The organism is Sphingomonas sp., assembly GCF_019635515.1.
Taxonomy (GTDB): domain Bacteria; phylum Pseudomonadota; class Alphaproteobacteria; order Sphingomonadales; family Sphingomonadaceae; genus Sphingomonas.
Genome location: NZ_JAHBZI010000002.1, coordinates 330,933 through 355,808, shown reverse-complemented (window position 1 = coordinate 355,808; position 24,876 = coordinate 330,933). Strand labels below are relative to the sequence as shown.

The window sequence follows — 24,876 nt, the reverse complement described above, 5'->3', positions numbered from 1 at the left end:
CGAGCATGCGCGTATATCGCCCGTGCTTTCTCGACATCGTCAAACATGTTGAGGCCGCGCCCACCGGGTGCGGTCGCAGAAGGCGCACATCTGATTGCCGGAGCACGCACTTGGCGGACATCGCCGCACTGACCAGCCTGATCGAACCCGAAGCCAAGGCGCTCGGGCTCGACCTGGTGCGCGTCAAGATGTTCGGCGGGGTCAGCGATCCGACGCTGCAGGTGATGGCCGAGCGCCCCGATACGCGCCAGCTGACGATCGACGATTGCGCCGATCTGTCGCGCCGCATCTCGGATGTGCTCGACCGGCTTGAGGCCGAGGGCAAGGATCCGATCGATCACGCCTATCGCCTCGAAGTCAGCTCGCCGGGGATCGACCGCCCGCTGACCCGACTTCAGGACTTTGCCGATTGGGCCGGGCACGAGGCACGGATCAACCTGACCGAGCCGACCGCCGACAATCGCAAGCAATTGACCGGGGATCTGGTCGGCATTGAAGGCGAGACGATCACCATCGATGTGCGCAAGCACCGAGAAGTTTCCATTCTTTGGGCGCAGGTCGCGGACGCCAAGCTGCTGATGACCGACCGCCTGATCGACGCAACCGCGCCGCTTTCGAGCGAAGGCGCAGAAGAATTCGACGAAATCGAAGCAGAGGAAGAATACTGATGGCCACTGCCATTTCCGCAAACAAGGCCGAGCTGATCGCAATCGCCGATTCGGTGGCGAAGGAAAAGCTGATCGACCGCGCCATCGTCATCGAGGCGATGGAGGACGCGATCCAGCGCGCCGCCAAGAACCGCTATGGCAGCGAGAACGACATCCGCGCCAAGCTCGACCCGCAGACCGGCGACCTGCGCCTGTGGCGCGTCGTCGAAGTGGTCGAGGCGGTCGACGACTATTTCAAGCAGGTCGATCTGAAGGGCGCGCAGAAGCTCCAGAAGGACGCCGCGATCGGCGACTTCATCGTCGATCCGCTGCCCCCGATCGAGTTCGGCCGCATCCAGGCCCAGGCTTCTAAGCAGACCATCTTCCAGAAGGTCCGCGACGCCGAGCGCGAGCGCCAGCATGAAGAGTTCAAGGACCGGATGGGTGAGATCATCACCGGCGTCGTCAAGCGCGTCGAGTTCGGTCATGTCGTCGTCGATCTCGGCCGCGCCGAGGGCGTGATCCGCCGCGACCAGCAGATTCCGCGCGAGGTGGTTCGCGTCGGCGACCGCGTCCGCTCGATCATCCTCAACGTCCGCCGCGAGAATCGCGGGCCGCAGATTTTCCTTAGCCGCGCGCATCCCGACTTCATGAAGAAGCTGTTCGCACAGGAAGTGCCCGAGATTTACGATGGCATCATCGAGATCAAGGCGGCCGCCCGCGACCCGGGCTCGCGCGCCAAGATCGGCGTGATCAGCCACGACAGCAGCATCGACCCGGTCGGCGCCTGCGTCGGCATGAAGGGCTCGCGCGTCCAGGCGGTCGTGCAGGAAATGCAGGGCGAGAAGATCGACATCATCCCGTGGAGCGAAGACACCGCGACCTTCGTCGTCAACGCGCTCCAGCCCGCCAATGTCAGCCGCGTCGTCATCGACGAGGAGGATGACCGTATTGAAGTGGTGGTGCCCGACGATCAGCTCAGCCTCGCCATCGGCCGCCGCGGCCAGAATGTCCGCCTCGCCTCGCAGCTGACCGCCAAGGCGATCGACATTCTCACCGAGACCGACGCCAGCGAGAAGCGTCAGCAGGAATTCGTCGCCAATTCCGAGATGTTCCAGAACGAGCTCGACGTCGATGAGACGCTGGCACAGCTGCTGGTCGCCGAAGGCTTCTCGAGCCTCGAAGAGGTCGCCTATGTCGAGCTGGCGGAAATCGCCGAGATCGAAGGGTTCGACGAGGATCTCGGTGCCGAGCTGCAGAGCCGTGCAGCCGAGGCGCTGGAACGTCGCGAGGAAGCCAACCGCAACCTGCGCCGCGAACTCGGCGTCGAGGACGATCTCGCGACCATGCCGTACATGACCGAGGCGATGCTGGTCACGCTCGGCAAGGCCGGGATCAAGACGCTCGACGATCTCGCGGATCTCGCCACCGACGAGCTGGTCCAGAAGAAGCGCGTCGAACCGCGCCGCCGCAACGAGGACGCGCCCAAGCGCGCCGAGGACAAGGGCGGCGTGCTCGCCGAATACGGCCTGAGCGACGAGCAGGGCAACGAGATCATCATGGCCGCCCGCGCGCACTGGTTCGCCGATGAGGAGTCCGCTGCGGCCGCAGGTTCGGAGGACGCAGTTGCGGAATCCGAACAATGATACGCCTGGGCTAACCCCCGCCGACGCCATCGAAGGCCCGATCCGGAAGTGCATACTCTCCGGTGACAAGCAGGCGCGCGACCATCTCGTGCGCCTCGCGGTCTCGCCGGACGGCGACGTGCTCCCCGATGTCCGCGCCAAGGCGCCGGGCCGCGGAGCGTGGATCGGCGTGACCAAGGCCGAGCTGGCGAAATCGGACAAGAAATTGCACGGTGCGCTGGCGCGCGCGTTCAAGACGCAGAAGCTCATCATTCCCGACGATCTCGGCGAGCGGATCGCGGCGCAACTGCAGCGCGCTTTTCTCGATCGGCTCGGGCTGGAGGCCAAGGCCGGCTTCGTCGTCACCGGCGGCGAGAAGCTCGACAAGGCGGCCCGGTCGGGCAAGCTGTACCTGCTGCTCCACGCCAGCGACGCCGGTGCCGATGGCATGGCCAAGCTCGCGCAAGCCTGGCGCGTTGGCAGCGATCGCGAAGGAAGCGGGCTCAAAGGGGTTACATTGCCCCTGCCGCGCACCATATTGTCAATGGCACTGGGCCGCGAAAACGTGGTACATGCAGGCCTTACCGACCCGCGCGCAGCGAAGCGGGCGAGCGAAGCGCTCGACCGCTGGCTGCACTTTATCGGACCCGATCCCTTGCCCGTGCCTTGCGAAAACGTCTCGCAGGGCGCATCGGCGCTTCCGTTGGAAGCGTCGCACGACGACGACAAGACAGACTGAAGGACTTTAGGCAGCCGCATGAGCGACACCGAGAACGAAAAGCCGAAACTGGGCATGCGCGCGCCGCTGGGCCTCAAGCGCACCGTCGAGACGGGCAAGGTGAAGCAGAGCTTCAGCCATGGCCGTTCGAACACCGTGGTCGTGGAAGTGAAGCGCCGCCGTGTGCTGGGTCCGCAGGGCACTCCTCCGGAAGAGGCGACGCCGGCTCCCGAGCCCGTTGCCGCGCCTGCTCCCGCGCCCGCGCCTGCTCCGCGTCCTTCCGCCGCCGCTGGCGAGACCGCGCAGGAGCGCCAAACCCGTATGCTGCGCGAAGCCGAAGAGCAACGCATGCAGGCGCTTGAGGAAGCGCGCCGCCGCGAGGAACGTGAGCGCGCTGAAGCGATCGAGGCCGAAGCACGCCGCGCCGAGGAGCGCGCGCAGGCCGAAGCCGAAGCAGCGGCGAACCCTGCCAAGGCGAAGGCCAAGGCTGCGGAACCCGCTCCGGCGCCCGAACCCGCCCCTGCGCCCGCGCCCGCGCCCGAACCGGCTCCTGAGCCGGTCGGCATCGCGCTCGATCCGAACCGGCCCGCGCCGCGCCGTTTCACGCCGGTCGCGCGTCCCGAAATCCCCAAGCCGCAGCCCAAGCCCGCGCCCGTGCAGGACCGCGAGGAAGCGCCGGCCGCATCACAGCCGCAATCGGCGCGGCCGCTGCCTTCGGGCACCGGTGTGCCCAAGCGCCCCGAGCCACCCGCGCGGCCGAGCCGTGGCGCCGGCCGCCCCGGCGACGACCGCCGCCAATCGGGCAAGCTCACCGTCAATCGTGCGCTCGGCGACAATGACGGCGCGCGCGCCCGTTCGCTGGCGGCACTGAAGCGTGCCCGCGAGAAGGAACATCGCCGTCTGGGCGGCCCACGCGAGCCCCAGGCCAAGCAGATTCGCGACGTGCAGGTACCCGAGGCGATCACCGTACAGGAACTCGCCAACCGCATGGCCGAGAAGGGTGCCGACCTGGTCAAGACGCTGTTCAAGATGGGCATGCCCGTCACGATGACGCAGACCATCGATCAGGACACGGCGGAGCTGCTCGTTACCGAATTCGGTCACAACATCGTCCGGGTGTCCGACTCGGACGTCGATCTCGCCACCGATACGGTCGAGGATGCTCCCGAGACGCTCAAGGCGCGTCCGCCGGTGGTTACGATCATGGGCCATGTCGATCACGGCAAGACCTCGCTGCTTGACGCGCTGCGCGGTACCGACGTGGTCAAGGGCGAAGCCGGCGGCATCACCCAGCATATCGGCGCCTATCAGGTCACGCTGAAGGACAAGTCGAAGATCACCTTCCTCGACACGCCGGGCCACGAAGCGTTCAGCGAAATGCGCGCCCGCGGCGCCAACGTCACCGACATCGTCATTCTGGTGGTGGCGGCCGATGACGGGCTGATGCCGCAGACGATCGAGGCGATCAACCACACCAAGGCGGCCGGCGTGCCGATGATCGTGGCGATCAACAAGGTCGACAAACACGAAGCCAATGCTCAGCGCGTGCGCGAGCGTCTGCTCGAGCATGACGTGCAGGTCGAGGCGATGGGCGGCGACACCCAGGACGTCGAGGTCTCGGCGCTCAAGAAGACTGGTCTCAACGAGCTGATCGAGAAGATCCAGCTCCAGGCCGAACTGCTCGAGCTCAAGGCCAATCCCGACCGCACCGCCGAAGGCACCGTGATCGAAGCCAAGCTCGACAAGGGTCGCGGCCCCGTAGCGACCGTGCTCGTCACCCGCGGCACGCTCAAGGTCGGCGACGTCTTCGTCATCGGCGCCGAGAGCGGCAAGGTTCGCGCGCTGGTCAACGACAAGGGCGCGCAGCTCAAGGAAGCCGGCCCATCGATGCCCGTGGAGGTGCTCGGCCTGTCGGGCGTGCCGATGGCGGGCGATTCGCTGCAGGTCGTCGAGAACGAAGCGCGCGCCCGCGAAGTCGCGGCGTATCGCGCCGGCGTCATCCAGAACAAGCGCACGACCAATGCGCCCGCCAGCCTCGAGAGCATGTTCTCGGCGCTCAAGGAAAAGCAGGCGATGGAGTATCCGCTCGTCGTCAAGGCCGATACCCAGGGCACCGTCGAGGCGATCATCGGATCGCTCAACAAGATCTCGACCGACGATATCCGCGTGCGTATCCTGCATTCCGGCGTCGGCGGCATCACCGAGAGCGACGTCAACGTCGCCGCGGCTTCGGGCGCGCCGATCATCGGCTTCAACGTTCGTCCCAACGCCAAGGCGCGCGAGATCGCCGAGCGCAACAAGGTCGCGCTCAAATATTATGACGTGATCTACGACCTGACCGACGAGATCCGCGCCGGCATGGCCGGGCAGCTCGGGCCGGAAGCGTTCGAAACCGTCGTCGGCCGCGCCGAGATCCGCGAAGTCTTCTCGGCGGGCAAGACCGGCAAGGCCGCCGGTCTGCTGGTCACCGAAGGCGCGATCCGCAAGGCGCTCAAGGCGCGCATCACCCGTGATGATGTCATCATCTATCAGGGTGAAATCGCGTCGCTGCGCCGCTTCAAGGACGATGTCGCCGAAGTGCGTGCGGGTCTTGAGTGCGGCGTAACGTTCAGCCAGAACTTCACCGACATCAAGCCGGGCGACTTCCTCGAAACCTTCGAAGTCGAACTGCGCGAGCGGACGCTCTGACACCGGAGGAGCAGGACGAACAACAGCGGCGGCTCGAGAACAAGCTCGATGTCGTTGTCAGCCATGGCGGGTGCTGCCTGCTTGAGGGCTGCATCTTCGCACTCCCGGCGTTCCTCGTCCTGCTCCTCCCGCCGTTCTGGTTGTTGATGACATGAAGCACGCCGAAACCTCCGAGAACCGCTCCGTCCGCCTGCTCAAGGTGGGCGAGCAGGTGCGCCATGTGCTGAGCGAGATACTCGCCCGCGGCGATGTTCATGACGAGGTGCTGGCGACGCATCTGGTGTCGGTCACCGAAGTGCGGATGTCGCCCGATCTGCGCCACGCCACCGTGTTCGTGAAGCCGCTGCTCGGCAAGGATGAGGACAAGGTGCTCAAGGCGCTGCGCACCAACACCGCCTATCTCCAGCGCGAGGTCGCGCATCGGGTGAAGATGAAATATGCCGCGAAGCTGAAGTTCATCGCCGATGAGAGCTTCGACGAGGGCACGCATATCGACAAGCTGCTGCGCGACCCCAAGGTGGCGCAGGATCTTGGCGAGGATTGATCCACAGCTAATCCGCGGCGATGACTGGATTCGTCCGCGCAGTTGCGGACTATGTGCGGATGGCCAAGCTCTATTTCTACTATGCCAGCATGAACGCCGGCAAATCGACCACGCTGCTGCAAGCGGATTTCAACTATCGCGAGCGCGGGATGCGCACCCTGCTGTTCACCGCCGGAATCCATGATCGCGGCGGCAAGGGCGTGATCGATTCGCGGATCGGGCTGAAGGCAAACGCCTATCCCTTCGACGAGGAAACCGACCTGCGGTTGATCGCCGAGGAAGAGCATTTCAAGGCGCCGCTCTCCTGTATCCTGGTCGACGAGTCGCAGTTCCTGCAGCCGGCCCAGGTCCGCCAGCTCGCGCATCTGGCCGACGAGGTGGGTATTCCGGTGCTCTGCTACGGCCTGCGCAGCGATTTCCAGGCCAAGCTCTTTCCGGGATCGGCCGAGCTGCTGGCGCTGGCCGACGCGCTCATCGAGATCAAATCGGTGTGCGAATGCGGGCGCAAGGCGACGATGAACATGCGCGTCGATGCCGAAGGCAATGCCGTGCGCGAGGGGGAACAGCGCGAGATCGGCGGCAACGAGCGCTATGTCGCGATGTGCCGTCGGCACTTCATGCAGCGTACAGGCGTTGGGGCCTAGCAGGGGCTTTTGCGAGGGACCCGATCATGATCAGGCACATGCTTCTGCCCGCCGTCCTGTTGCTTGGCGCAGGTGCCGCCATGGCCCAGGACGCGCCGCCGCCGGGCGGCAAGGAAGTCTCGATCCCGTTCATCAGCCACGGCAATGTCCGCACCTTCGAATCGACGCGGAGCGGCGACGGCGTCTACATCCAGAACCAACGGCACGACTGGTATTTCGCGCGCTTCTATTCGCGCTGCAACGCGCTGCCCTTCGCGATCCGGGTCGGCTTCAAGAGCTTCGGCGGCGGCGGTACATTGGAGCGCGGCGACACCGTCATCGCCGAGCATGAGCGGTGCCGGATTTCCAGCATCGTCCGCAGCGGCCCGCCGCCCAAGAAGGCGAAGAAGCCGCGCCGCCGCCATTGAGGCGCGGCCAGGCTCAGCGCGCGATCAGATAGTTCATCCGCGCTGCGGCGATCGGGCGCTCGGGATCGTCCTGCCATGCGGTCGCCTCGACATTGGCGACGCGGTTGCCGAGGCGGGTGACGACACCGCGCGCCCGGGTCGGCTTGTCGCGGCCGCCGCGCATATAATCGACGGTCAGGTTGATCGGCTTGATCCGGGCGTCGCCCTCACCCGCCAGCGCCTGCTTGAGCGCGGCGACCGCCGCCATCTCCAGCAGCCCGCCGATCGCGCCGCCATGGAGGAAGCCGGGACGGCCGAGGACATGGCTGCCGAATTCCATCACCAGCGTCGGCGCGGTTTCGCCGGGCTCTTCGCTGAGACCGAGCAGCTCGGAATAGGGAGCGGTCAAAAATAGCCCTCCACAGCCATGAAGGTGCCCGCGACATTGGCGAGCGGATCGCTGGGATCGCCGTCATGCGCCTGGCCGCGCACAAAGGCGATCGAGCGGGTGATCCGGTAGCATTCGCCGCGGCCGATCACGGTTTTGCCCGGGGTAGCGGGGCGGAGATAATCGATGCGCAGATCGAGCGTGGCGTGCGGCTTGAATGCACCCAGCCTGAGCCAGACGCCAACGCTGGTCGCCATATCCATCAGGGCCAGGATCGGCCCGGAGGCGAGCACGCCCGAAGCGGGATCACCGATCAGGCGGGCATCATAGGGCAGCATCAGCTCGGCCCAATCGGCGCCGTGTGCCCGATAATCGATACCGAGGGTGTCGCCATGCCCGCCGAAACGATGCTCGAAGAAGCGCCGGGGATCGAAAGTACCACTCATCGCCCGCGCCCTAGCCTGCACGGGCGCGCCACGTAAACCTCACACCGTCAGCGCGATATCGGCGACGTAGAAATTGGGCATCGGCTCGCCACTGTCGTTCTGGATCCAGAAGCCGTCGATCTCGACATTCTCGGCGCCCAGCTCGGCGAGCGAGGCGGTGACTTTGGTCCAGCCGCCGGCCTTGACCTCGACCAGCTTCATCTTGCCCTCGATCGGCTTGCCGCCCGAAGTGGCGATGACGCGGACCTTGCCGCCGGCGCCGGTGCCCTGGATCAGGAAGGTGAGGCCGCGATAGGGCGCGGTGCTGAAGGCGGCATGGTGGAGATAGAGCGCCTTGTAGCCCTCGGCGCTGACCTTGATCGGCATGCGCGCACTGATGTCGGTAGAAAGCTCGACGGTGGCGAAGCTCCAATTCTGCCAGCCTTCGCCCAGTTTCTTGTCATAGATAGTGGTGATCGCCGGATCGGCGGCCGGCGCCGCGACGGTGGCGGCCGGCTTGGGCTTGGCGGCGACATCACCGGCATCCTGTTGCGCATAGGCGGCCGGGGCGGCGAGCAATGCGATGGCGGCAATCAGAAACTTCATTCGACCTCTCCTGTCCCTGTCCCGGGATTTGCCCTATCCTCTTCCTAAATGTTAGCGCTAGCAAGAGGCGAAAGCGAATGAGCGAAGAGCGGGTCGCAATCGATTTTCAGGACCATATCGCCGATGTGCGGCTGACCCGGGGCGACAAGATGAACGCGCTCGATCCGGCGATGTTCGCCGCGATCATCGACGCGATCCGCAAGCTGGAGGCGATGGCGGGACTGCGCGCGGTGGTGCTGTCGGGCGAGGGCCGCGCCTTTTGCGCCGGGCTCGACATGGCGAGCATGATGAGCGTGGGATCGGGACTCGACGAGAAATCGCGCGACCATGGCCTGGCCAATGATTTCCAGCAGGTCGCCTGGGGCTGGCGGACGCTGGGCGCGCCGGTGATCGCGGCGATCCACGGGGTGGCGTTTGGCGGCGGACTGCAGATCGCCAGCGGCGCCGATGTCCGCATCGCGGCGCCGGGAACGCGGCTGTCGGTGATGGAGATCAAATGGGGGATCGTGCCCGACATGGCCGGCTACGCGCTGTGGAAGGGCAATGTCCGCGACGATCATCTGCGCGAACTGAGCTATACCGCGCGCGAATTCGATGCCGAGGAGGGGCTGGCGATGGGCTTTGTCAGCCGCATCGCCGACGACCCGCATGTCGAGGCGATGGCGCTGGCCCGGGCGATCGCCGGGCGCAATCCGCACGCGGTCCGTGCCGCCAAGCGGCTGGCGGGACTCGAAGGCGATGCGGCGGCGACGTTGCTGGCGGAAACCACCGAGCAGGTCGCGCTGCTGCGCACGCCGAACCAGATCGAGGCGGTGATGGCCAATATGCAGAAGCGCGCACCGAATTTCGCCGATTGAGTGGCGCGAATGTTGAGGAAGTTTAGTGTTTTCGGGGGATTCAACATTCGCTCTCTGAGGCGGGACCCGAGAAGCTACAGGCAGGCGACACCTACAGGACAGCTGCGCGACACTTTCCGACAGCTACGCGACACCGGGGCGACGCGCGCGCGACGCTGGCGCGACAGGTGCACGACACTGACGGTCAGGAACGCGAGGGTATTCAAGGGTTCAAAGAGCGGCCGGGAGTTCCGACCGGTCGAGCCAAGCAGGCGAAATCCTACATTGCAAGGATTCCCTCCACCCTTTGTCACCCCGGACTTGTTCGGTGCCTATCCCATTCGAGCTTGTGTCTCCTGTGGTTCCCCGGCGAAGGTCGGGGCCCAGATGGAGAGGTCGCCGTAACGAAGCGCTGCGCCCGTCAATATCTGTCCGCCAACTGGGCCCCGGCCTTCGCCGGGGAACCGCACATGTTCGAGCGGGATAAGCACCGAACAGGTCAGGAGTGACAATATAGTTTTGGTCAACCGATCGCCGCCTTGGCCCGCTTCTCCGCCGCCGCATGCAGGTCCCAGAAATTGGCGATGCGCTCGCCGCGCAGGCGCCTTTCGAAAACATCGAGATGCGCGCCCCAGCCACCGCCGAAATTGATCGCGCCGTCGCGGGTGGGAATGCCGGAATGGGTGAGGGTCAGGCGGGTGCGCTCGCCAAGCTCTTCCAGTTCGATCACCACATTGCCGTTCTTGCCCTCGTCCCAGGTGAAGGCGAGCAGGCGCGGGGGATCGATCTGCGTGATCGTCTCGTGCCACGCCTTGCCCCGATAGGGAGCGTATTCGTCGGGGAAAGGCACGTCCTCGTCGGAGAGATTGCCGTGCGCCATGGTCATGCCGAGCGCGCCGCCGACGCGTGGTTCGGTCGGGCCGCCCATGAACCATCGGGCGCGCAGATCGGGGTCGATCAGATATTGCCAGACGGTCTCGCGCGGGGCGTCGAGCTCGCGCTTGAAGACGAGGGTCCCGGCGGTCAGCGTATCGGTCATTTTCCAGTCTCCATGACGCGATCGAGGCCGGCGAGGATCATGCCCCAGCCCTTGCGCGTCTGTTCTTCATAAGCGGCCCATTCGGGGGCCATCTCGTGGGTGAGGCGGAGCGTGCAGCCGGCGGCGGTTTGGGCGATGTCGATCGAGACGCGCGTCCATTCACCTTCCCCGGCGGGATCGGCAGCGAACAGGAACACCAGACGATGCGGGCGATCGATGACTTCGAATTGCAGGCGGTGATGCGCGTCGCCCGATGGGCGGCGCTCGACGATCAGGGCGCGGCCGCCGACACGGGCATCGATCTCGCAGCGCATCATCTCGCCATCGGGGGTGGCGAAAAGGAAGCGGCGGGCCTGTTCGGGGCTCAGCCAGGCATCGAACACGCGCTCCGGCGAGGCATGGAAATCGCGCGTGACGGTGAGGATGATCGGCGCGTTCATTCCAGATTCAACTGCCACGACACGCCGAAATGGTCGCTCAGCCAGCCGAACTTGCGGCTCCAGCCATAATTGCCGGGCGGCATCAGCACCGCGCCCTCCCATGACAGGATCGCGAACAGCCGGTCGAACTCGGGCTCGTCGGCGCAGGTGACGAAGAAGGAGAAGCTGGGCGTGAAATCGAAGCCGTGGGCGATATGGCTGTCATGCGCCATCACCGTCTGGCCGGCGATCTCGGCATAGGCGCGGAGAATAGTGCCTTCGGGGCCGGGGCCATCGGCGCCGAACAATTCCATCGAGACGATGCGGCTGCCGGGAACATGCTCGACATAGAAATCGAGCGCGGCTTTGCCCTTGCCACCCTGGAACATCAGAAAGGGCGTCATGCCGGTCATTCGGGCTTCTCCCTGAGCAGCGCCTCCAGCGCGTCGAGCCGGACATTCCAGAACCGCTCCCATTGGCGCAGCCATTTGTCGGCCTCGCCCAGCGGGCCAGCCCGGAGGCTGCACATATAGGCGCGTCCGGCCTTGCGGCGGGTGACCAGCCCGGCGTCTTCGAGCACCTTGAGATGCTTGGAGGCGCCGGCAAAGCTCATCGCGAACGGCTCGGCGAGCGCGCCGATGCTTTGCTCGCCGCGCGCGAGATGGGCGAGCATGCCACGACGGGTGGGGTCGGCGAGCGCGCGGAAGGTGGCATCGAGTCGTTGTTCAACCATGTGGTTGAATATTGACCTCGCCGACTTTATTGTCAACCGATTGGTTTAATATCCTCGGGCAGCGTCGCGCGGGTGGCGCGAACGCTGTCCCACGCATACAGCGCGCAGCCGGCCCAGATCAGCGGGAAGGCAATGAAGTGCACCGGCCGCAGCGGCTCGCCGAGCAGCAGGGCGATGCCGAACTGCATGCTGGGCGAGAGATATTGCATCAGCCCCAGCGTCGAGAGCGGGAGGCGGCGGGCGGCGGCGGCGAACATCAGCAGCGGCACCGAAGTGAGCACGCCGGCCGAGAGGATCAGCAGATCGAGGGCGAGCGACTGGCCGAAGCCGGTGGCGTCGCTTTGGGCGCAATAGAGCAACCAGGAGATGCAGATCGGGGCAAGCAGGACCGTCTCGACCGTCAGACCGCCCAATGCATCGATCGCGGCGATCTTGCGGAGCAGGCCATAGAGCCCGAAGCTGATCGCGAGCACCAGCGATATCCACACCGAGCCGCCGCCGCTGAGCGCCATCGCCGCGACGCCGAGCCCGGCGATGGCGATCGCCACGCCCTGCCATTTGCGCAGACGTTCGCCGAGCACGGCCATGCCCAAGGCGACATTGACCAGCGGATTGATGAAATAGCCCAGACTCGCTTCGAGGACGTGGCCGTGCTGAACGGCCCAGATATAGACCAGCCAGTTGACCGCGATCAGCCCGGCGCTGGCGACGAGCAGCAGCAACGTCTTGCCGCGCGCCGCGGCGAGCACCGCCCCGCCCCGTTTCAGTGCCAGCACCAACAGGATGAGCAGCAGCACCGACCAGACGACGCGGTGCGCGAGTACCTGCAGCGCCGGCACGCCGGTGAGGATATGGAAATAGAGCGGCAGCACGCCCCAGATCGCATAGGCGCCAATCGAGAATGCGAGGCCGCGGCGATCGAGAGTGGATGGGGCAGTCATCGCAGGCGCCATCGCTTGGCAAGCGGCAAAGGGCAAGCAAAGCCGCGTTTGCGCCGCGAAAGCCGAATTGCGCGGGCGGGCGCGGCCGCTAAGATCGCACCAGAATGGGGGAGAGATGATGTCCGACGAGTATGACGCGGAGCTTGGCGGCCCGCACGACCATCCGGTGATCGCGGCCTTGGCGGGATGCGTGGTACTGGTCGCGGCGACCGTGCTGGTACCGCATTTCCTGCCGGCGCAACCGCAGATGACGCTGGTCGGCACCGGCGTGGCGGCGGGGTTCGCGTTATGGCTGATCGGCTTCGTGGTGACGACGCGGCTGTCGAGCCTGGGCTGGAAGGCGGGATCGCTCGCGTTCCTGCTCGCGGTGGGAGCGCTGGCCGGCTATCTGACCCACCGCCAATATGAGGCCGGCGGGCGCGAGGACCCGAGCAGCTTTGCAGAGATCGCGTTCGGGCCGCAGGGCAATCCGATCCTGCCGCGCGATGCGGCGGGGCGCGGCGCGGTGTCGCGGCTGTATGCGGAAGCGGTGGCGGCGGACGCGAGCGAGCGGCGCGATTATGACGCGGCGCTGGCGAAGTTCGGGGTCGGCAATCTGAGCAGCCCCTATCTGCTGGCGCAGAACCCGCAGACGATCGCCAGATGCGGCGATCTGGCGGGGATCAGGACGCTGGCGCAGGAGCAGGCCGGCAAGCGCGCCGAGCGGGCGGAGGCGATCGGCAAGGCGATCGACGCGGCGGCGTTCGATGCGCCGATGAAGGAAGCGATCCGGACGATCGCGGCGCCGGGCGGGGCGGACGGGCGGCTGGCCAGTCAGCTGGCGTTCCTCGACGGCACCGCCGAGCTTTGCGCGCTGCTGGCCAAGCGCAGCTGGTATAACGCCAATGCCTATTTCGGCTTCAATTCGGGCGGCGATGCCGCGCGCTACAAGGCGCTGCAGGCCAAACGCGCCGAAGCGGCCGGGGCCAGCGAAAAGATCGACAAGGACGCGATGGCGCGGATCAAGGCCGCGCAGGAACAGGTGCGCGCGGCGCTGAGCTAGGGTCCGGGCCCCTGGGCCGGGCGCACCGGCGTCGCGCAGGTTTCGCCGGTCACGGTGGCCCAGGGCAGCACCCGCCAGGCGGTGACGAGACCGGCGGTGACATACGGATCGGCCTCGGCAAAGGCGCGGGCGGCGCCGGAATCGTTGAAGAGCAGCAGCGCGCTTTCGACAGGGTCGCCGACCGCGCCACCGAGCAGCAAGGTGCCGGCATTCGCGGCCCGCCAGGCCAGCGCCAGATGCGCGTCGCGATAGTCGCCGCGGCGGGCGAGATAGTCGGACGCGAGCTCGTAGCGGAGCAGGAAATGGGCCACCTTATCCTCCGATGCGCAGCCACAATGCCGTGGCGTCGTCCGAAACCTTGAAGCGGGGATATCGCGTACAGGCGCTGTCGGCCTGTTCGATGCCGCGCAATTCGGCGGCGAGCGCGGCGAGCCCGTGCGCCCACACCGCCTCCATCAGCGATGCGGCGTCATAGGCGCCGTATGAATCGACCAGGGCCGCGAAGCCGTCGGTCATCAGCAGCAATTCGTCGCCGGGGGCGCAGGCCGCCACGCTGGTCGCGACTCGCATATGCTCGGGATTGACGCTGAGCACGCGCATCTCCGGACGGCCGCGGGACCTGCGCAATTCCGCGAGGATCGGGGCGGTTTTCTTGACCGTACCGAGACCGTGATGGGCGAGCGAGCGGGCGCGCTCGGTCTCGCCGTCGCGGTCGGCGGCGGGGCCGAGCCGGGCGACCTTGCCGTTGCTGACGTGGAGCGCGGCGCAATCGCCGAGCCAGCCGCATTCGAGCGCGTCGCCCGTGAGCCGGACGGCAATGGCCGAGGCGACAGGGAGCTCCCAGCGGCCTTCGGGCACGCAGGTGCTTGCCTTGGCGAAAGCGGCGATCAGGCGCTCGCCGACTTCCCCGAAGATCGTCGCGATCGGGGCGTCGGCGGCGGCGGAGAAACCGGCCTGGGCTTCGCTGGCCAGCCACGCCGCGCCGCCCTGAGACCCGAGCAGCCCGGGCGGGCCGAGATCGGTGCCGCCATCGATCATCCAGGCGAGGCGGGCGCCGCTGCCGGCGCGGTCGTCATTGGCGACGAGCGGATCGCCCGACAGGCTGATCGATTGCAGGACATCGAAATGCATGCCGCCAGCCTAATCCCCGGCGCGGCGCTTGTCAGTCCTCGCGGCGGGCGCCGTCGAGGGTTTTGTCGAGGCGCGTTTTGGCCGCTGCGTCGGCGGCACGCTCGGCCTTGGTGCGACCGAACGCCACGCGATTGGCGTCAGCCGTGGCGGCGCGGACCTTGCGGTCGCGCGCCTTTCGCGCCTGCCGCAGATTGACGAGCTCTCCCATTTTTGGGCCAATCAATCCGCGAACAGGAGAACCGGGGTTTCGAGCAGCTTCTTGAGGGCTGCGACGAAGCTCGCCGCATCATGGCCATCGACGACGCGGTGATCGCAGCTGATCGAGACGTTCATCAGCTTGGCGCGGACGATCTCGTCGGTCCCATGACTGTTTTTTGCGAAGACCGGGCGCTCGACGATCTTGTTGGGGCCGATGATCGCCACTTCGGGGCGGTTGATGACGGGCGTGGTGACGATGCCGCCGAGCGGTCCGAGCGAGGTGATCGTCAGGGTCGAGCCGCTGAGTTCGTCCGACTTGGCCTTGCCGGTGCGCGCGGCCTCGGCGAGGCGGCTGACCTCGGCGGCGAGCTGCCAGACGTTCATGTCCTGCGCGTCGCGGATCACCGGTACCATCAGCCCGGCATCGGTCTGCGCGGCCATGCCGAGATGGACGCGGCCATGGCGGGTGACCACGCCGGCCTCGTCGTCATAGCGGGCGTTGATCATCGGGAAGGCAGGGATGGTACGGCAGATCGCGACGATCAGGAAGGGCAGCATCGTCAGCTTGGGGCGATTGCCGCGATTGGCGTTGAGATCGGCGCGCATCTCCTCGAGCGCGGTCACGTCCACTTCATCGACATAGGTGAAGTGCGGGATGTGGCGCTTAGCCGCCTGCATATTCTCGGCGATGCGGCGGCGCATGCCGATGACCTTGACCGGTTCGTCGTCGCGGGCACGGCTGGCGTGCGGGGCCTGATAGCCCTGGCCGCTGCCGTAGCGCAGGAACGCGTCGAGATCGGCGTGGCGGATATGGTTGCCGTCGGCCTTCACCGAAGCGAGATCGACGCCGAGATCCCGGGCGCGGGCGCGGACCGCGGGCGAGGCGAGGATTTGGTGGCGCTCTTCTTCCTTGTTCCCCTGCGAAAGCAGGGGTCCAGAGTCGCCAGCGCCGTCCCTGGAACCCTGGGCTCCCGCTTCCGCTTGAGCACTGGCCGGTGCCGGAGCGGGCGTGGGTGCGGGCGCAGGAGCCGCCACTTCCTCGACGCCGGGATTCTCCGCTTCGAGCACGTCCTCGCTCGGCGGCGCGGTCTCCGCTTCGGCGGGCGCGTCGCCATCGGTCTCGACGATGATCAGCGCCGATCCGATCGCGATCTGGTCGCCGACTTCGCCGGCGACTTCGACGACGATTCCCGCGACGGGCGATTCCATCTCGACGGTCGCCTTGTCGGTCATCATGTCGGCGACCTGCTGGTCCTCCTCGACACGGTCGCCGACCTTGACGTGCCACGCGACGATCTCGGCCTCGGAAATGCCTTCGCCGATATCGGGCAAGCGAAACGTGAAGCGTGCCATGGTCAGTCCTTCAGGAGTTTCTTGAGCGCGGTGCCGATGCGGACGGGGCCGGGGAAATAGGCCCATTCGAGGCTGTGCGGATAGGGGGTGTCGAAGCCGGTGACGCGCTCGATCGGGGCTTCGAGATGGTAGAAGCAGCGCTCCTGCACCAGCGCCATAAGCTCGGCGCCAAAGCCGGCGGTGCGCGTCGCTTCATGGACGATCAGGCAGCGCCCGGTCTTTTTGACCGAGGCTTCGATCGTCTCGATGTCGAGCGGCACGATCGAGCGGATATCGATGATCTCGGCGTCGATGCCCATTTCCTCGATCGTGGTCTGGGCGACATGGACCATCGTGCCATAGGTGATGATCGTCACGTCGTTGCCGGCGCGCGGGATCGCCGCCTTGCCGAGCGGAATCCGGTAATAGCCTTCGGGCACTTCGCCGCCGGGATGGGCGGCCCAGGTCTTGGCCGGGCGGTCATAATGACCGTGGAACGGGCCGTTATAGATGCGCTTCGGCTCGAAGAAGACGACCGGGTCGTTGTCCTCGATCGCGGCGATCAGCAGCCCCTTGGCGTCATAGGGCGTCGAGGGGATCACCGTCTTCACGCCCGAGATGTGCGCGAAGATCGCCTCCGGCGACTGGCTGTGGGTCTGGCCGCCGAAGATGCCGCCGCCGAACGGCGAGCGCACCGTGATCGGCGAGATGAATTCGCCCGCCGAGCGATAGCGCAGCCGCGCCGCTTCGGAGACGAGCTGATCGAGCCCGGGATAGATATAATCGGCGAACTGGATCTCGGGCACCGGCCGGAGGCCATAGGCGCCCATGCCGACCGCGACGCCGATGATGCCGCATTCGCTGATCGGCGTGTCGAACACCCGGGTCTTGCCATATTTCGACTGAAGCCCGGCGGTGGCACGGAAGACGCCGCCGAAATAGCCGACATCCTCGCCCATCACGACGACATCGGGATCGCGCGCCATCATCACGTCCATGGCGGAATTGATCGCCTGGATCATGTTCATGCGCGTCGCCGCGCCCTGCGCTTCCATGGCGTTGTGCATCGTATCGGCGTTCACAGGCCCGCCGCCTTCTGCTCGTCGAGCATCTGCTGGCATTGCTCCCTCAGGTGCCAGGGCATTTCCTCGAACACCCCTTCGAACATCGTGTCGAATTTCTGATGCATGCCGTGGCCGAGCACGCCGTTCTTTTCGGCCTGCTTCTGCGCGGCCTTCACTTCCTCGGCGAGCTCCAGATCCTGCGCGGCATGGCGCTCCTCGTCCCATTCGCCGATCGCGATCAGATGCTGCTTGAGGCGCTGGATCGGGTCGCCGAGCGGCCAGCTCGTCGGCTCGCCCGCCGAGCGATATTGGGTGGGATCGTCGGAGGTCGAATGGCCTTCGGCGCGATAGGTGAAATGCTCGATCAGGGTCGGGCCCTGATTGGTCCGCGCCCGCTCGGCGGCCCACAGCGTCGCGGCATAGACGGCGAGGATATCGTTGCCGTCGACGCGGAGCCCGGCAATGCCATAGCCGATGGCGCGCGCCGCGAAGGTGGTCGCCTCGGCGCCGGCGAAGCCCGAAAAGCTCGAAATCGCCCATTGATTGTTGACGACGTTGAAGATCACCGGAGCGCGGTAGACCGTCGCGAAGGTCAGCGCCGAGTGGAAGTCGCCCTCCGCCGTCGAGCCGTCGCCACACCATGTCGCGGCGATGCGGGTGTCGCCCTTGGCAGCCGATGCCATCGCCCAGCCAACCGCCTGCGGATATTGCGTCGTCAGATTGCCGGAGATCGAGAAGAAGCTGAAACGCTTCTCCGAATACATGATCGGCAGCTGGCGGCCCTGCAACTTGTCGCCGCTGTTCGAATAGATCTGGTTCATCATATCGACCAGCGGGCAGCCGCGCGTGATCAGCACGCCTTGCTGGCGATAGGAGGGAAAGCACATGTCGTCGGTCGCGAGCGCCGCCGCGGCGCCGACCGAAGTCGCCTCCTCGCCGGTGCATTTCATGTAGAAGCTGGTCTTGCCCTGGCGCTGGGCGCGGAACATGCGCTCGTCGAAAGCACGGACCAGCGCCATCGAGCGCAACATCTTGCGCAGCGTGTCGGCGTCGAGCTTCGGGTTCCACGGGCCGACGGCATTGCCCTCGTCGTCGAGAACGCGGACGAGGCCGAACGCCAGTTCATGAAAGCTGTTCGCGGGATCGGCGGTGTCGGGCCGCCGCGCCGAGCCGGCGGCGGGCACATCGATATCGCTGAAATCGACCTCGTCGCCCGGACGGAATTTGGGCTCCGGCACGTGCAGCGACAATCCTGGCAGATTGGGGGGCGGCAGATTGGAGCGGTCGCGCTCGGTTCCCATGGGCTCTCCGGACATTGTCCCCGCATGGATGAACGCGCGGGACTCGTGTTTGGAGCCTTGTTATAAAATTTCAAAGGCCGGCGCAACAAGGTCAGTGCTACTGACCTGAAATGCCGGGCGGCACGCCAGGCAACGCAATCTTTGGCGCGACGCCGCGAATGGCAAAACGGCGCCTCGCCCGGCCTCGGGGTTGACTCTTTGTTCTTGTGGAACAGAATAAGAACATTCCGCATGACCGAGTCGTGAGCACCGAGTAATCCAAGTGGCTGACCCCGCTGTCCTGAAACAATTGCGCGAGACGCTGAACGGTCTGGAGGACCGGGGTTTCCGCCGCCGGCCGGTTTTGCCGTTCGGGGTGGAGGCGGTCGATTCGCGGCTGGTAGGGGCCGGTCTCAGGCTCGACGCGCTGCACGAAGTGGCGCCGGCGGGACCGGACATGGCCGAGGATTGCGCGGCGAGCCTGTTCATGGGCGGGATCGCGGCGCGGGCCTGGGGACCGGTCTTGTGGGCCGTCCAGCGCCGCGACCTGTTCGCGCCGGGGCTGAGCCAGGTCGGCCTCGATCACAAGCGCCTGATCTATGCCGAGGCGCGCGACGATGCCGAGCTGCTGGCGGTGATGGAGGAAGCGCTGCGGCATCGCGGTCTCGGCGCGGTGATCGGCGAAGTGAAGCGTGCGGACATGACCGCGACGCGGCGCCTGCAGCTGGCGGCCGAGGGCGGACGGACGATCGCCTTGCTGATGAAACGCAACGTCCGCGAGGGCCAGGATCCGATCGGCATGCCCTCCGCCGCCGTGACGCGCTGGCGGATCGGCTGCGCGCCCTCGACGCCGCTGCCGGTGGAGGGCGTCGGCCGGCACCGCTGGCGAGTCGAGCTGGCGCGGCAAAAGGGCGGCGAGGGATTCACCCAGATATTGGAGGCATGCGATGCAACGGGTCGCTGCGCTCTTCCTGCCAAGCTGGCCGATCGACCGGCTGCGGCGGGCGGAGCGGCGCGCCGGGCCGCCTGAGCCCGTCGCCCCCACCCTCACGCCGGCACCGCGCAACGGCGGCTGGCGCCCCGGCGCGCGCTGGGCCCGCGAGGATGCGCCCCGGCTGATGATCCTCCCCGGCACGGGGAGGGGGACCGCGCCCGAAGGGCGTGGTGGAGGGGGGGCTGCCGCAAACGGTTCGCTCGCGGCGCCCCCCCTCCACCATGCTGCGCATGGTCCCCCTCCCCGTGCCGGGGAGGATCTAATCATCCCGCTGATCACCGCGATCCGCGAGGGCAGCCGGATCGAGATCGCCGCCGCCTGCCCGCACGCCCTCGCGCTGGGACTGCGCCCCGGCATGGCGGTCACCCAGGCGCGGGCGCAGGTGCGCGGACTCGATATCCGCCCCGCCGATCCGGAGGGCGACCGCGCCGAGCTGAGGCGGCTGGCGCTGGCGCTGGCGCGGCGCTGGACACCAACGGTGGCGATCGAAGGCGAGGACACGCTGTTCCTCGACCTGACCGGGGTGGCGCATCTGCATGGCGGCGAGGCGCGGATGGCGGCGCGGCTGGTGCGTCTGCTGACGCGGCTGGGCTTCGCGGCGCGGATCGCGATTGCCGATACGCCGGGCGCGGCATGGGGGCTGGCGCATCATTACCGTCATCCCGGCGAAAGCCGGGATCCAGAATCAAAGGCGGTGTCGTTTGCGACCCTGGGTCCCGGCTTTCGCCGGGATGACGGCATCCTGTGCAAACCCTGCATGCAGGCCGAGGCTATGGCTTCGCTTCCGGTCGATGCCTTGCGGATAGAAGGCAAGGCTATCGAATTGCTTCACCGGCTGGGCGTCACCCGCGTCGAGCAGCTGGCGGCGATGCCGCGCGGGCCGCTGGCCAAGCGATTCGGCAAGGCGCTGGTGCGCAATCTCGAACGCGCGCTGGGCCGCCTGCCCGAGCCGCTGGATCCGGTGATCCCGCGTGAGGCGATCGTCGCGTCACAGCGTTTCGCCGAACCGATCGCGACACCCGAGGCGATCGCGCATTGGCTCGGGCAAATCGTCACGCGGCTGGCGGCCGCTCTCGAAGCCGAGGGTCTTGGCGCAACCCGGATCGAGCTGATCGCCGACCGCATCGACGGCGTGCCGCAACGCATCCGCATGGGGCTGGCCCGCCCGAGCCGCGACGCCGCGCATATCCTGCGGCTGCTGACACGGCGGATCGAGGAAGTGGAGCCGGGCTATGGCATCGACGCGATGGCGCTGCATGTCCGCCGCGCCGACCGCCAAGGGCCGCAGCCGGTGGTCGAGCGGCTCGACGAGGAAGCCGCGCCCGATCTCGCCATCCTGATCGACACGCTGGCGACGCGGATCGGCATGGCGGCGATGTGGCGCAGCACTCCGGTGGAGAGCGATGTCCCCGAGCGATCGGTGGCGCCGATGGGCGTGCTCGATTCGCCCGGGCGCAGCGGCCAATCCCTCAAGGCCGGAGACATCCGTCAGCTCGATCGAAATCCCGCGCTCCACCCCTGGCATCCCGAATGGCCCAAGCCGGCGCGGCTGCTGCGGCGCCCCGAGCGGATCGATCACGTCATGGCCGAATTGCCCGATCATGCCCCGCGCCGCTTCACCTGGCGCGGCACGTCGCACCGCGTGGTCCGCGCCGACGGACCCGAGCGCGTCCATGGCGAGTGGTGGAAGCGCGCCGGCGAGCGGGACAGCGTGCGCGATTATTTCCGCGTCGAGGACGATATGGGCTGCCGCTACTGGCTGTTCCGCAAGGGCGATGGCGAGCGCCCCGCGACGGGCGATCTCAGCTGGTATCTGCACGGGGTGTTCGGGTGAGTTATGCCGAACTCCAGGTGACGACGCATTATTCGTTCCTGCGGGGCGCTTCGGCGCCCGAGGAGTTGTTCAGGCAGGCCGCTTTGCTGGGATTGCCGGCGCTGGGAATCGTCGACCGCAATTCGCTGGGCGGCGTGGTGCGCGCGCTGGTCGCGGCCGAGAAGATATCCGAGCTCGGATTGCCGATCCGGATGATCGCCGGGTGCCGGCTCGATCTGGTCGATGGCAGTTCGCTGCTGGTCTGGCCCGAGGATATCGCCGCCTGGTCGCGGCTCACCCGGCTGCTGACGCTCGGCAAGTCGCGCGCCGATGCCCAGCATGGCGAGAAGGGCCGATGCTTCCTGCATTGGGAGGATGTGGCGGGGCATGGCGAAGGGCTGGTCGGCGCGCTGGTGCCGGGGCTCGCCGATCCCGGCGATCCGCTGTCGCTGCAATGGATGGCGGACATTTTCGGGCGCGACCGCGGCCATGTCTGCCTGACCCAGCACCGCCGGCCCGGCGAGGCGATGCGGCTGCATCACCTTGATCAAGCCGCCCGGCATTTCGGGCTGACGCCGCTGGCGACCGGGGATGTGCTGTATGACTTGCCCGAGCAGCAGATGCTCCAGGATGTGGTCACGGCGATCCGCGAGAAATGCACGCTCGACGAACTCGGCTTCCGCCGCGAGCGCAATGCCGATCGTCACCTCAAATCACCCGAGGAGATGGCGCGACGGTTCCGGCGATATCCAGAGGCGCTGGCGGCATCGCAGGCAATCGCCGAGCGCTGCACCTTCTCGCTTCGCGAGCTGAAGCACCAATATCCCGACGAGCATGTCCTGCACGGCCGATCGGCGCAGGAGGCGCTGCACAAGCTGGCGTGGAGCGGACTGAAATACAAATTCGCCGGCAAGCCGGAGCAAGCTTATTGCGACCTGCTGACCTATGAGCTCAATCTCGTCGAGCAGATGGGCTATGCGCCCTATTTCCTGACCGTCAATTCGATCGTCCAGTTCGCGCTCAGCCAGAAGATCCTGTGCCAGGGGCGGGGCTCCGCGGCGAATTCGGTGATCTGCTATGTGCTGGGGATCACGTCGATCGACCCGATCAAGCACCAATTGCTGTTCGAGCGCTTCATCTCGACCGAGCGCCACGAGCCGCCCGATATCGATGTCGATTTCGAGCATGAGCGGCGCGAGGAAGTGATCCAGTGGATCTACGAGACCTATGGCCATGACCATGCCGCGCTGACCGCGGTGGTCAGCCGCTTCCGTTCGCGTGGCGCCGTGCGCGAGGTCGGCAAGGCGCTGGGCCTGCCCGAGGATGTCACCGCCGCGCTGGCGAGCCAAATCTGGGGATGGTCGAACGACGGCGTGCCCGACAAGCATGTCGAGGCGCTCAACCTAGACCGCGGCGATCCGCGGCTGGCGCTGACGCTGGAGTTGTCGAGGCAGCTGATCGGCACGCCACGACATCTGTCGCAGCATCCCGGCGGCTTCGTGCTGACCCGCGACAAGCTCCACGATCTGATCCCGGTCGAGCCGGCGGCGATGGTGGATCGCCGCGTCGTCGAATGGGAGAAGCTCGATATCGAGGAGCTCGGCTTCATGAAGGTCGATATCCTCGGGCTCGGCATGCTGGGGTGCATGCGGCGCTCGTTCGATCTGCTGGCCGAGCATAAAGGGATCGCGCTCAACCTCGCCTCGCCTGTTCTTCAGGACGATGACGATCTGACCTTCAAGATGATCCGTCAGGCCGATACGCTGGGCGTATTCCAGATCGAGAGCCGGGCGCAGATGTCGATGCTGCCGCGGATGAAGCCGGTCAATTTCTACGATGTCGCGATCCAGGTCGCGATCGTCCGGCCCGGCCCGATCCAGGGCAATATGGTCCATCCCTATCTCAAGCGGCGCGAGAACCCGAAACTGGTCGATTATCCATCGCCCAAACTGAAGGAGGTGCTCAAGAAGACATTGGGTGTGCCGCTGTTCCAGGAACAGGCGATGCAGGTGGCGATCCTCGGCGCCGGCTTCGCCCCCAGCGAGGCCGACCGGCTGCGCCGGGCGATGGCGAGCTTCAAGGCCGACGGCACGATCGGCGAGTTCCGGCCCAAGCTGCTTTCCGGCATGCGCGCCAACGGGATCAGCGAGGAATTCGCCGAACGGCTGATCGCGCAGATCGAGGGGTTCAGCAATTACGGCTTCCCGGAAAGCCATGCCGCCAGCTTCGCCAAGATCGCCGTCGCCTCGTCGTGGATGAAGTGCCGCCATCCCGACATCTTCTGCGCGGCGTTGCTCAATTCGCAGCCGATGGGATTTTACGCGCCGGCGCAGCTGGTCCGCGATGCGCGCGAGCATGGCGTCGAGGCGCTGCCGGTGTGCATCAACGCCAGCGTGTGGGACACGCAGATGGTGGCGGGCGCGGGCAATGACCGTCCGGTCGACGCGCGGTTCCGTGGAAGCGAGGCGGACTGGCGCGCACTGCGGCCGCTGCGGTTGGGGATGCATGTCGTGCAGGGGCTCGACAGCAAGGATGCGGAGCGCCTTGTCACGGCGCGTGGCGCCAGCCCCTTTACCTCGATCGAGGACGCATGGCGCCGCTCGGGGGTGAAGCCGGCCGCGCTCGAGCGGCTGGCGCGGGCCGACGCGTTCCAGTCGCTGGGACTGAACCGGCGGCAGGCGCTATGGACGATCAAGGGACTGGCGCAGGCACCGCTGCCACTATTGGCCTTGGCCGATGCCCGCGCGGGCCGGATATTGCCCGAGACCAGCGAAGTGCCGGTGGCATTGACGCCGCTTACCGCAGGGCGAGAAGTCGTCGAGGATTATCGCGCCACGCAGATGTCGCTGCGCGCGCATCCGGTCTCGTTCCTGCGCGAGCGGCTGGCGGCGCGGCGGATCGCGCCATGCGCGCGTCTCGCGGATCTGAAGGATGGCGCGCGCGTCGAAGTGGCGGGGCTGATCCTGGTCCGCCAGCGGCCGGGCAGCGCCAAGGGCGTGGTGTTCGTGACGCTGGAGGACGAGACCGGCATCGCCAATGCGGTGCTGTGGGCCGACCGCTTCGAGGCCAATCGCCGCACGGTGATGTCGGCGACGATGCTGGCGATCCGCGGCAAGGTTCAGAAGGAGGGCATCGTCATCCATCTCGTCGCCGAGAGCCTGATCGACCTCACCCTCTGGCTGCGCGACGTCGGCGATCTCGATCTTCCGCGCATGTCCGTGCCCGGCGACGGCGCGACGCATGGCGGGACGATCGATCCGCGCGACCGCAAGCCCGAGGCGCTGCACCTCGCCCGGCAACGCGCGCTCGATGCCTGGGCGCCGCGGCGCAGCGGCCGCGACGATGGCGGCATCCCGATCAAGTCGCACGATTTCCACTGAGCC

26 protein-coding genes are annotated in these 24,876 nt (G+C 66.8%); 12 read left to right on the top strand and 14 right to left on the bottom strand.

All coding sequences use genetic code 11. From position 1 onward, the window contains the following. Positions 1-110: 110 nt before the first annotated feature. The 7 genes from rimP (at position 111) to KF730_RS13880 (ending at position 7,273) form a co-directional block, all read left to right on the top strand. Positions 111-668 (top strand): ribosome maturation protein RimP, encoded by a 558-nt coding sequence (gene rimP, locus KF730_RS13910; RefSeq protein ID WP_294098166.1) that lies wholly within the window; start codon positions 111-113, stop codon positions 666-668. Then, positions 668-2,293 (top strand): transcription termination factor NusA, encoded by a 1,626-nt coding sequence (gene nusA / locus KF730_RS13905; protein ID WP_294098165.1) that lies wholly within the window; start codon positions 668-670, stop codon positions 2,291-2,293. Before rimP ends, nusA begins: the two co-directional genes overlap by 1 nt. A 28-nt stretch (positions 2,294-2,321) precedes the next feature. Then, positions 2,322-3,011 (top strand): DUF448 domain-containing protein, encoded by a 690-nt coding sequence (locus KF730_RS13900; protein WP_294099887.1) that lies wholly within the window; start codon positions 2,322-2,324, stop codon positions 3,009-3,011. 18 nt (positions 3,012-3,029) lie between these two features. Beyond that, a complete protein-coding gene (gene infB, locus KF730_RS13895; protein ID WP_294098163.1) occupies positions 3,030-5,678 on the top strand; it encodes a translation initiation factor IF-2 in 2,649 nt (882 codons plus the stop codon). Between the two features lie 151 nt (positions 5,679-5,829). After that, positions 5,830-6,222 (top strand): 30S ribosome-binding factor RbfA, encoded by a 393-nt coding sequence (rbfA, locus tag KF730_RS13890; RefSeq protein ID WP_294098161.1) that lies wholly within the window; start codon positions 5,830-5,832, stop codon positions 6,220-6,222. A gap of 59 nt (positions 6,223-6,281) precedes the next feature. Further along, positions 6,282-6,866: a thymidine kinase gene (locus KF730_RS13885; protein ID WP_294099886.1), complete on the top strand. Its 585-nt coding sequence runs from the start codon at positions 6,282-6,284 to the stop codon at positions 6,864-6,866. A 26-nt stretch (positions 6,867-6,892) separates the two neighbouring features. Next, on the top strand, positions 6,893-7,273 hold the full coding sequence (locus tag KF730_RS13880) for a DUF6491 family protein (protein WP_294098159.1): 381 nt from the start codon (positions 6,893-6,895) through the stop codon (positions 7,271-7,273). A gap of 13 nt (positions 7,274-7,286) precedes the next feature. Here the strand turns inward: KF730_RS13880 and KF730_RS13875 are convergent, their stop codons facing one another. From KF730_RS13875 to KF730_RS13865, 3 genes are read right to left on the bottom strand one after another with little or no spacing between them, the layout of a single operon-like run. Continuing rightward, a complete protein-coding gene (locus KF730_RS13875) occupies positions 7,287-7,661 on the bottom strand; it encodes a PaaI family thioesterase (RefSeq protein WP_294098158.1) in 375 nt (124 codons plus the stop codon). Next, positions 7,658-8,086, bottom strand: coding sequence for a PaaI family thioesterase (locus KF730_RS13870; protein ID WP_294098155.1), 429 nt, complete (start codon positions 8,084-8,086; stop codon positions 7,658-7,660). Before KF730_RS13870 ends, KF730_RS13875 begins: the two co-directional genes overlap by 4 nt. A gap of 39 nt (positions 8,087-8,125) precedes the next feature. Beyond that, positions 8,126-8,671: a hypothetical protein gene (locus KF730_RS13865; protein ID WP_294098154.1), complete on the bottom strand. Its 546-nt coding sequence runs from the start codon at positions 8,669-8,671 to the stop codon at positions 8,126-8,128. A 77-nt stretch (positions 8,672-8,748) separates the two neighbouring features. Here KF730_RS13865 and KF730_RS13860 point away from each other — a divergent pair, with 77 nt between their 5' ends. Next, positions 8,749-9,528: a crotonase/enoyl-CoA hydratase family protein gene (locus KF730_RS13860; RefSeq protein WP_294098153.1), complete on the top strand. Its 780-nt coding sequence runs from the start codon at positions 8,749-8,751 to the stop codon at positions 9,526-9,528. Between the two features lie 502 nt (positions 9,529-10,030). On the opposite strand, the gene KF730_RS13855 is transcribed toward KF730_RS13860, so the two are convergent. Genes KF730_RS13855 through rarD form a run of 5 tightly spaced genes read right to left on the bottom strand, consistent with a single transcriptional unit; the run spans position 10,031 to position 12,639 of the window. Further along, positions 10,031-10,546 (bottom strand): SRPBCC family protein, encoded by a 516-nt coding sequence (locus KF730_RS13855; protein WP_294098150.1) that lies wholly within the window; start codon positions 10,544-10,546, stop codon positions 10,031-10,033. Further along, positions 10,543-10,986: an SRPBCC domain-containing protein gene (locus KF730_RS13850; protein WP_294098148.1), complete on the bottom strand. Its 444-nt coding sequence runs from the start codon at positions 10,984-10,986 to the stop codon at positions 10,543-10,545. The genes KF730_RS13855 and KF730_RS13850 overlap by 4 nt, the downstream gene beginning before the upstream one ends. Beyond that, positions 10,983-11,378 carry a VOC family protein gene (locus KF730_RS13845; protein WP_294098146.1) on the bottom strand — a complete coding sequence of 132 codons (396 nt, stop codon included), beginning with the start codon at positions 11,376-11,378 and terminating at the stop codon, positions 10,983-10,985. Before KF730_RS13845 ends, KF730_RS13850 begins: the two co-directional genes overlap by 4 nt. Further along, the gene (locus tag KF730_RS13840) at positions 11,375-11,698 is read right to left on the bottom strand and encodes a metalloregulator ArsR/SmtB family transcription factor (protein WP_294098145.1); all 324 of its coding nucleotides are present in this window, start codon (positions 11,696-11,698) and stop codon (positions 11,375-11,377) included. The genes KF730_RS13845 and KF730_RS13840 overlap by 4 nt, the downstream gene beginning before the upstream one ends. A 32-nt stretch (positions 11,699-11,730) precedes the next feature. Next, complete coding sequence (gene rarD, locus KF730_RS13835) at positions 11,731-12,639, bottom strand: EamA family transporter RarD (protein ID WP_294098143.1); 909 nt, start codon at positions 12,637-12,639, stop codon at positions 11,731-11,733. A gap of 118 nt (positions 12,640-12,757) precedes the next feature. Here rarD and KF730_RS13830 point away from each other — a divergent pair, with 118 nt between their 5' ends. After that, positions 12,758-13,681, top strand: coding sequence for a hypothetical protein (locus KF730_RS13830; RefSeq protein ID WP_294098142.1), 924 nt, complete (start codon positions 12,758-12,760; stop codon positions 13,679-13,681). On the opposite strand, the gene KF730_RS13825 is transcribed toward KF730_RS13830, so the two are convergent. The 6 genes from KF730_RS13825 to KF730_RS13800 are packed head-to-tail and all read right to left on the bottom strand — an operon-like array spanning position 13,678 to position 18,707. Then, positions 13,678-13,992: a YciI-like protein gene (locus KF730_RS13825; protein WP_294098140.1), complete on the bottom strand. Its 315-nt coding sequence runs from the start codon at positions 13,990-13,992 to the stop codon at positions 13,678-13,680. The genes KF730_RS13830 and KF730_RS13825 overlap by 4 nt on opposite strands. A gap of 1 nt (position 13,993) precedes the next feature. Beyond that, a complete protein-coding gene (locus KF730_RS13820) occupies positions 13,994-14,812 on the bottom strand; it encodes a protein phosphatase 2C domain-containing protein (protein ID WP_294098139.1) in 819 nt (272 codons plus the stop codon). Between the two features lie 31 nt (positions 14,813-14,843). Then, positions 14,844-15,020 (bottom strand): DUF4169 family protein, encoded by a 177-nt coding sequence (locus KF730_RS13815; protein ID WP_294098137.1) that lies wholly within the window; start codon positions 15,018-15,020, stop codon positions 14,844-14,846. Between the two features lie 11 nt (positions 15,021-15,031). After that, positions 15,032-16,363, bottom strand: a complete 1,332-nt coding sequence (locus tag KF730_RS13810; RefSeq protein WP_294098135.1) for a dihydrolipoamide acetyltransferase family protein — start codon at positions 16,361-16,363, stop codon at positions 15,032-15,034. A gap of 2 nt (positions 16,364-16,365) precedes the next feature. Continuing rightward, entirely contained in the window at positions 16,366-17,370 is a 1,005-nt protein-coding gene (locus KF730_RS13805) for an alpha-ketoacid dehydrogenase subunit beta (protein WP_294099885.1), read from the bottom strand. Positions 17,371-17,420: 50 nt separating this feature from the next. Next, entirely contained in the window at positions 17,421-18,707 is a 1,287-nt protein-coding gene (locus KF730_RS13800) for a 3-methyl-2-oxobutanoate dehydrogenase (2-methylpropanoyl-transferring) subunit alpha (RefSeq protein WP_294098132.1), read from the bottom strand. A gap of 262 nt (positions 18,708-18,969) precedes the next feature. Between KF730_RS13800 and KF730_RS13795 the strand changes: the two genes are divergently transcribed. Genes KF730_RS13795 through KF730_RS13785 form a run of 3 tightly spaced genes read left to right on the top strand, consistent with a single transcriptional unit; the run spans position 18,970 to position 24,873 of the window. Next, entirely contained in the window at positions 18,970-19,716 is a 747-nt protein-coding gene (locus KF730_RS13795) for a protein ImuA (RefSeq protein WP_294098130.1), read from the top strand. Then, positions 19,634-21,514 (top strand): DNA polymerase Y family protein, encoded by a 1,881-nt coding sequence (locus KF730_RS13790; protein WP_294098128.1) that lies wholly within the window; start codon positions 19,634-19,636, stop codon positions 21,512-21,514. The genes KF730_RS13795 and KF730_RS13790 overlap by 83 nt, the downstream gene beginning before the upstream one ends. Then, positions 21,511-24,873 carry an error-prone DNA polymerase gene (locus KF730_RS13785; protein WP_294098126.1) on the top strand — a complete coding sequence of 1,121 codons (3,363 nt, stop codon included), beginning with the start codon at positions 21,511-21,513 and terminating at the stop codon, positions 24,871-24,873. The genes KF730_RS13790 and KF730_RS13785 overlap by 4 nt, the downstream gene beginning before the upstream one ends. Positions 24,874-24,876: the final 3 nt, after the last annotated feature.

What these genes read in the sequence shown, in the direction of transcription:
- nusA (WP_294098165.1), top strand. Translation starts at nt 668, where the DNA reads ATGGCCACTGCCATTTCCGCAAACAAGGCCGAGCTGATCGCAATCGCC.
- infB (WP_294098163.1), top strand. Translation starts at nt 3,030, where the DNA reads ATGAGCGACACCGAGAACGAAAAGCCGAAACTGGGCATGCGCGCGCCG.
- rbfA (WP_294098161.1), top strand. Translation starts at nt 5,830, where the DNA reads ATGAAGCACGCCGAAACCTCCGAGAACCGCTCCGTCCGCCTGCTCAAG.
- KF730_RS13885 (WP_294099886.1), top strand. Translation starts at nt 6,282, where the DNA reads ATGGCCAAGCTCTATTTCTACTATGCCAGCATGAACGCCGGCAAATCG.
- KF730_RS13880 (WP_294098159.1), top strand. Translation starts at nt 6,893, where the DNA reads ATGATCAGGCACATGCTTCTGCCCGCCGTCCTGTTGCTTGGCGCAGGT.
- KF730_RS13870 (WP_294098155.1), bottom strand. Translation starts at nt 8,086, where the DNA reads ATGAGTGGTACTTTCGATCCCCGGCGCTTCTTCGAGCATCGTTTCGGC.
- KF730_RS13865 (WP_294098154.1), bottom strand. Translation starts at nt 8,671, where the DNA reads ATGAAGTTTCTGATTGCCGCCATCGCATTGCTCGCCGCCCCGGCCGCC.
- KF730_RS13860 (WP_294098153.1), top strand. Translation starts at nt 8,749, where the DNA reads ATGAGCGAAGAGCGGGTCGCAATCGATTTTCAGGACCATATCGCCGAT.
- KF730_RS13855 (WP_294098150.1), bottom strand. Translation starts at nt 10,546, where the DNA reads ATGACCGATACGCTGACCGCCGGGACCCTCGTCTTCAAGCGCGAGCTC.
- KF730_RS13850 (WP_294098148.1), bottom strand. Translation starts at nt 10,986, where the DNA reads ATGAACGCGCCGATCATCCTCACCGTCACGCGCGATTTCCATGCCTCG.
- KF730_RS13845 (WP_294098146.1), bottom strand. Translation starts at nt 11,378, where the DNA reads ATGACCGGCATGACGCCCTTTCTGATGTTCCAGGGTGGCAAGGGCAAA.
- KF730_RS13840 (WP_294098145.1), bottom strand. Translation starts at nt 11,698, where the DNA reads ATGGTTGAACAACGACTCGATGCCACCTTCCGCGCGCTCGCCGACCCC.
- rarD (WP_294098143.1), bottom strand. Translation starts at nt 12,639, where the DNA reads ATGACTGCCCCATCCACTCTCGATCGCCGCGGCCTCGCATTCTCGATT.
- KF730_RS13830 (WP_294098142.1), top strand. Translation starts at nt 12,758, where the DNA reads ATGTCCGACGAGTATGACGCGGAGCTTGGCGGCCCGCACGACCATCCG.
- KF730_RS13820 (WP_294098139.1), bottom strand. Translation starts at nt 14,812, where the DNA reads ATGCATTTCGATGTCCTGCAATCGATCAGCCTGTCGGGCGATCCGCTC.
- KF730_RS13815 (WP_294098137.1), bottom strand. Translation starts at nt 15,020, where the DNA reads ATGGGAGAGCTCGTCAATCTGCGGCAGGCGCGAAAGGCGCGCGACCGC.
- KF730_RS13810 (WP_294098135.1), bottom strand. Translation starts at nt 16,363, where the DNA reads ATGGCACGCTTCACGTTTCGCTTGCCCGATATCGGCGAAGGCATTTCC.
- KF730_RS13805 (WP_294099885.1), bottom strand. Translation starts at nt 17,370, where the DNA reads ATGAACATGATCCAGGCGATCAATTCCGCCATGGACGTGATGATGGCG.
- KF730_RS13800 (WP_294098132.1), bottom strand. Translation starts at nt 18,707, where the DNA reads ATGGGAACCGAGCGCGACCGCTCCAATCTGCCGCCCCCCAATCTGCCA.
- KF730_RS13790 (WP_294098128.1), top strand. Translation starts at nt 19,634, where the DNA reads ATGCAACGGGTCGCTGCGCTCTTCCTGCCAAGCTGGCCGATCGACCGG.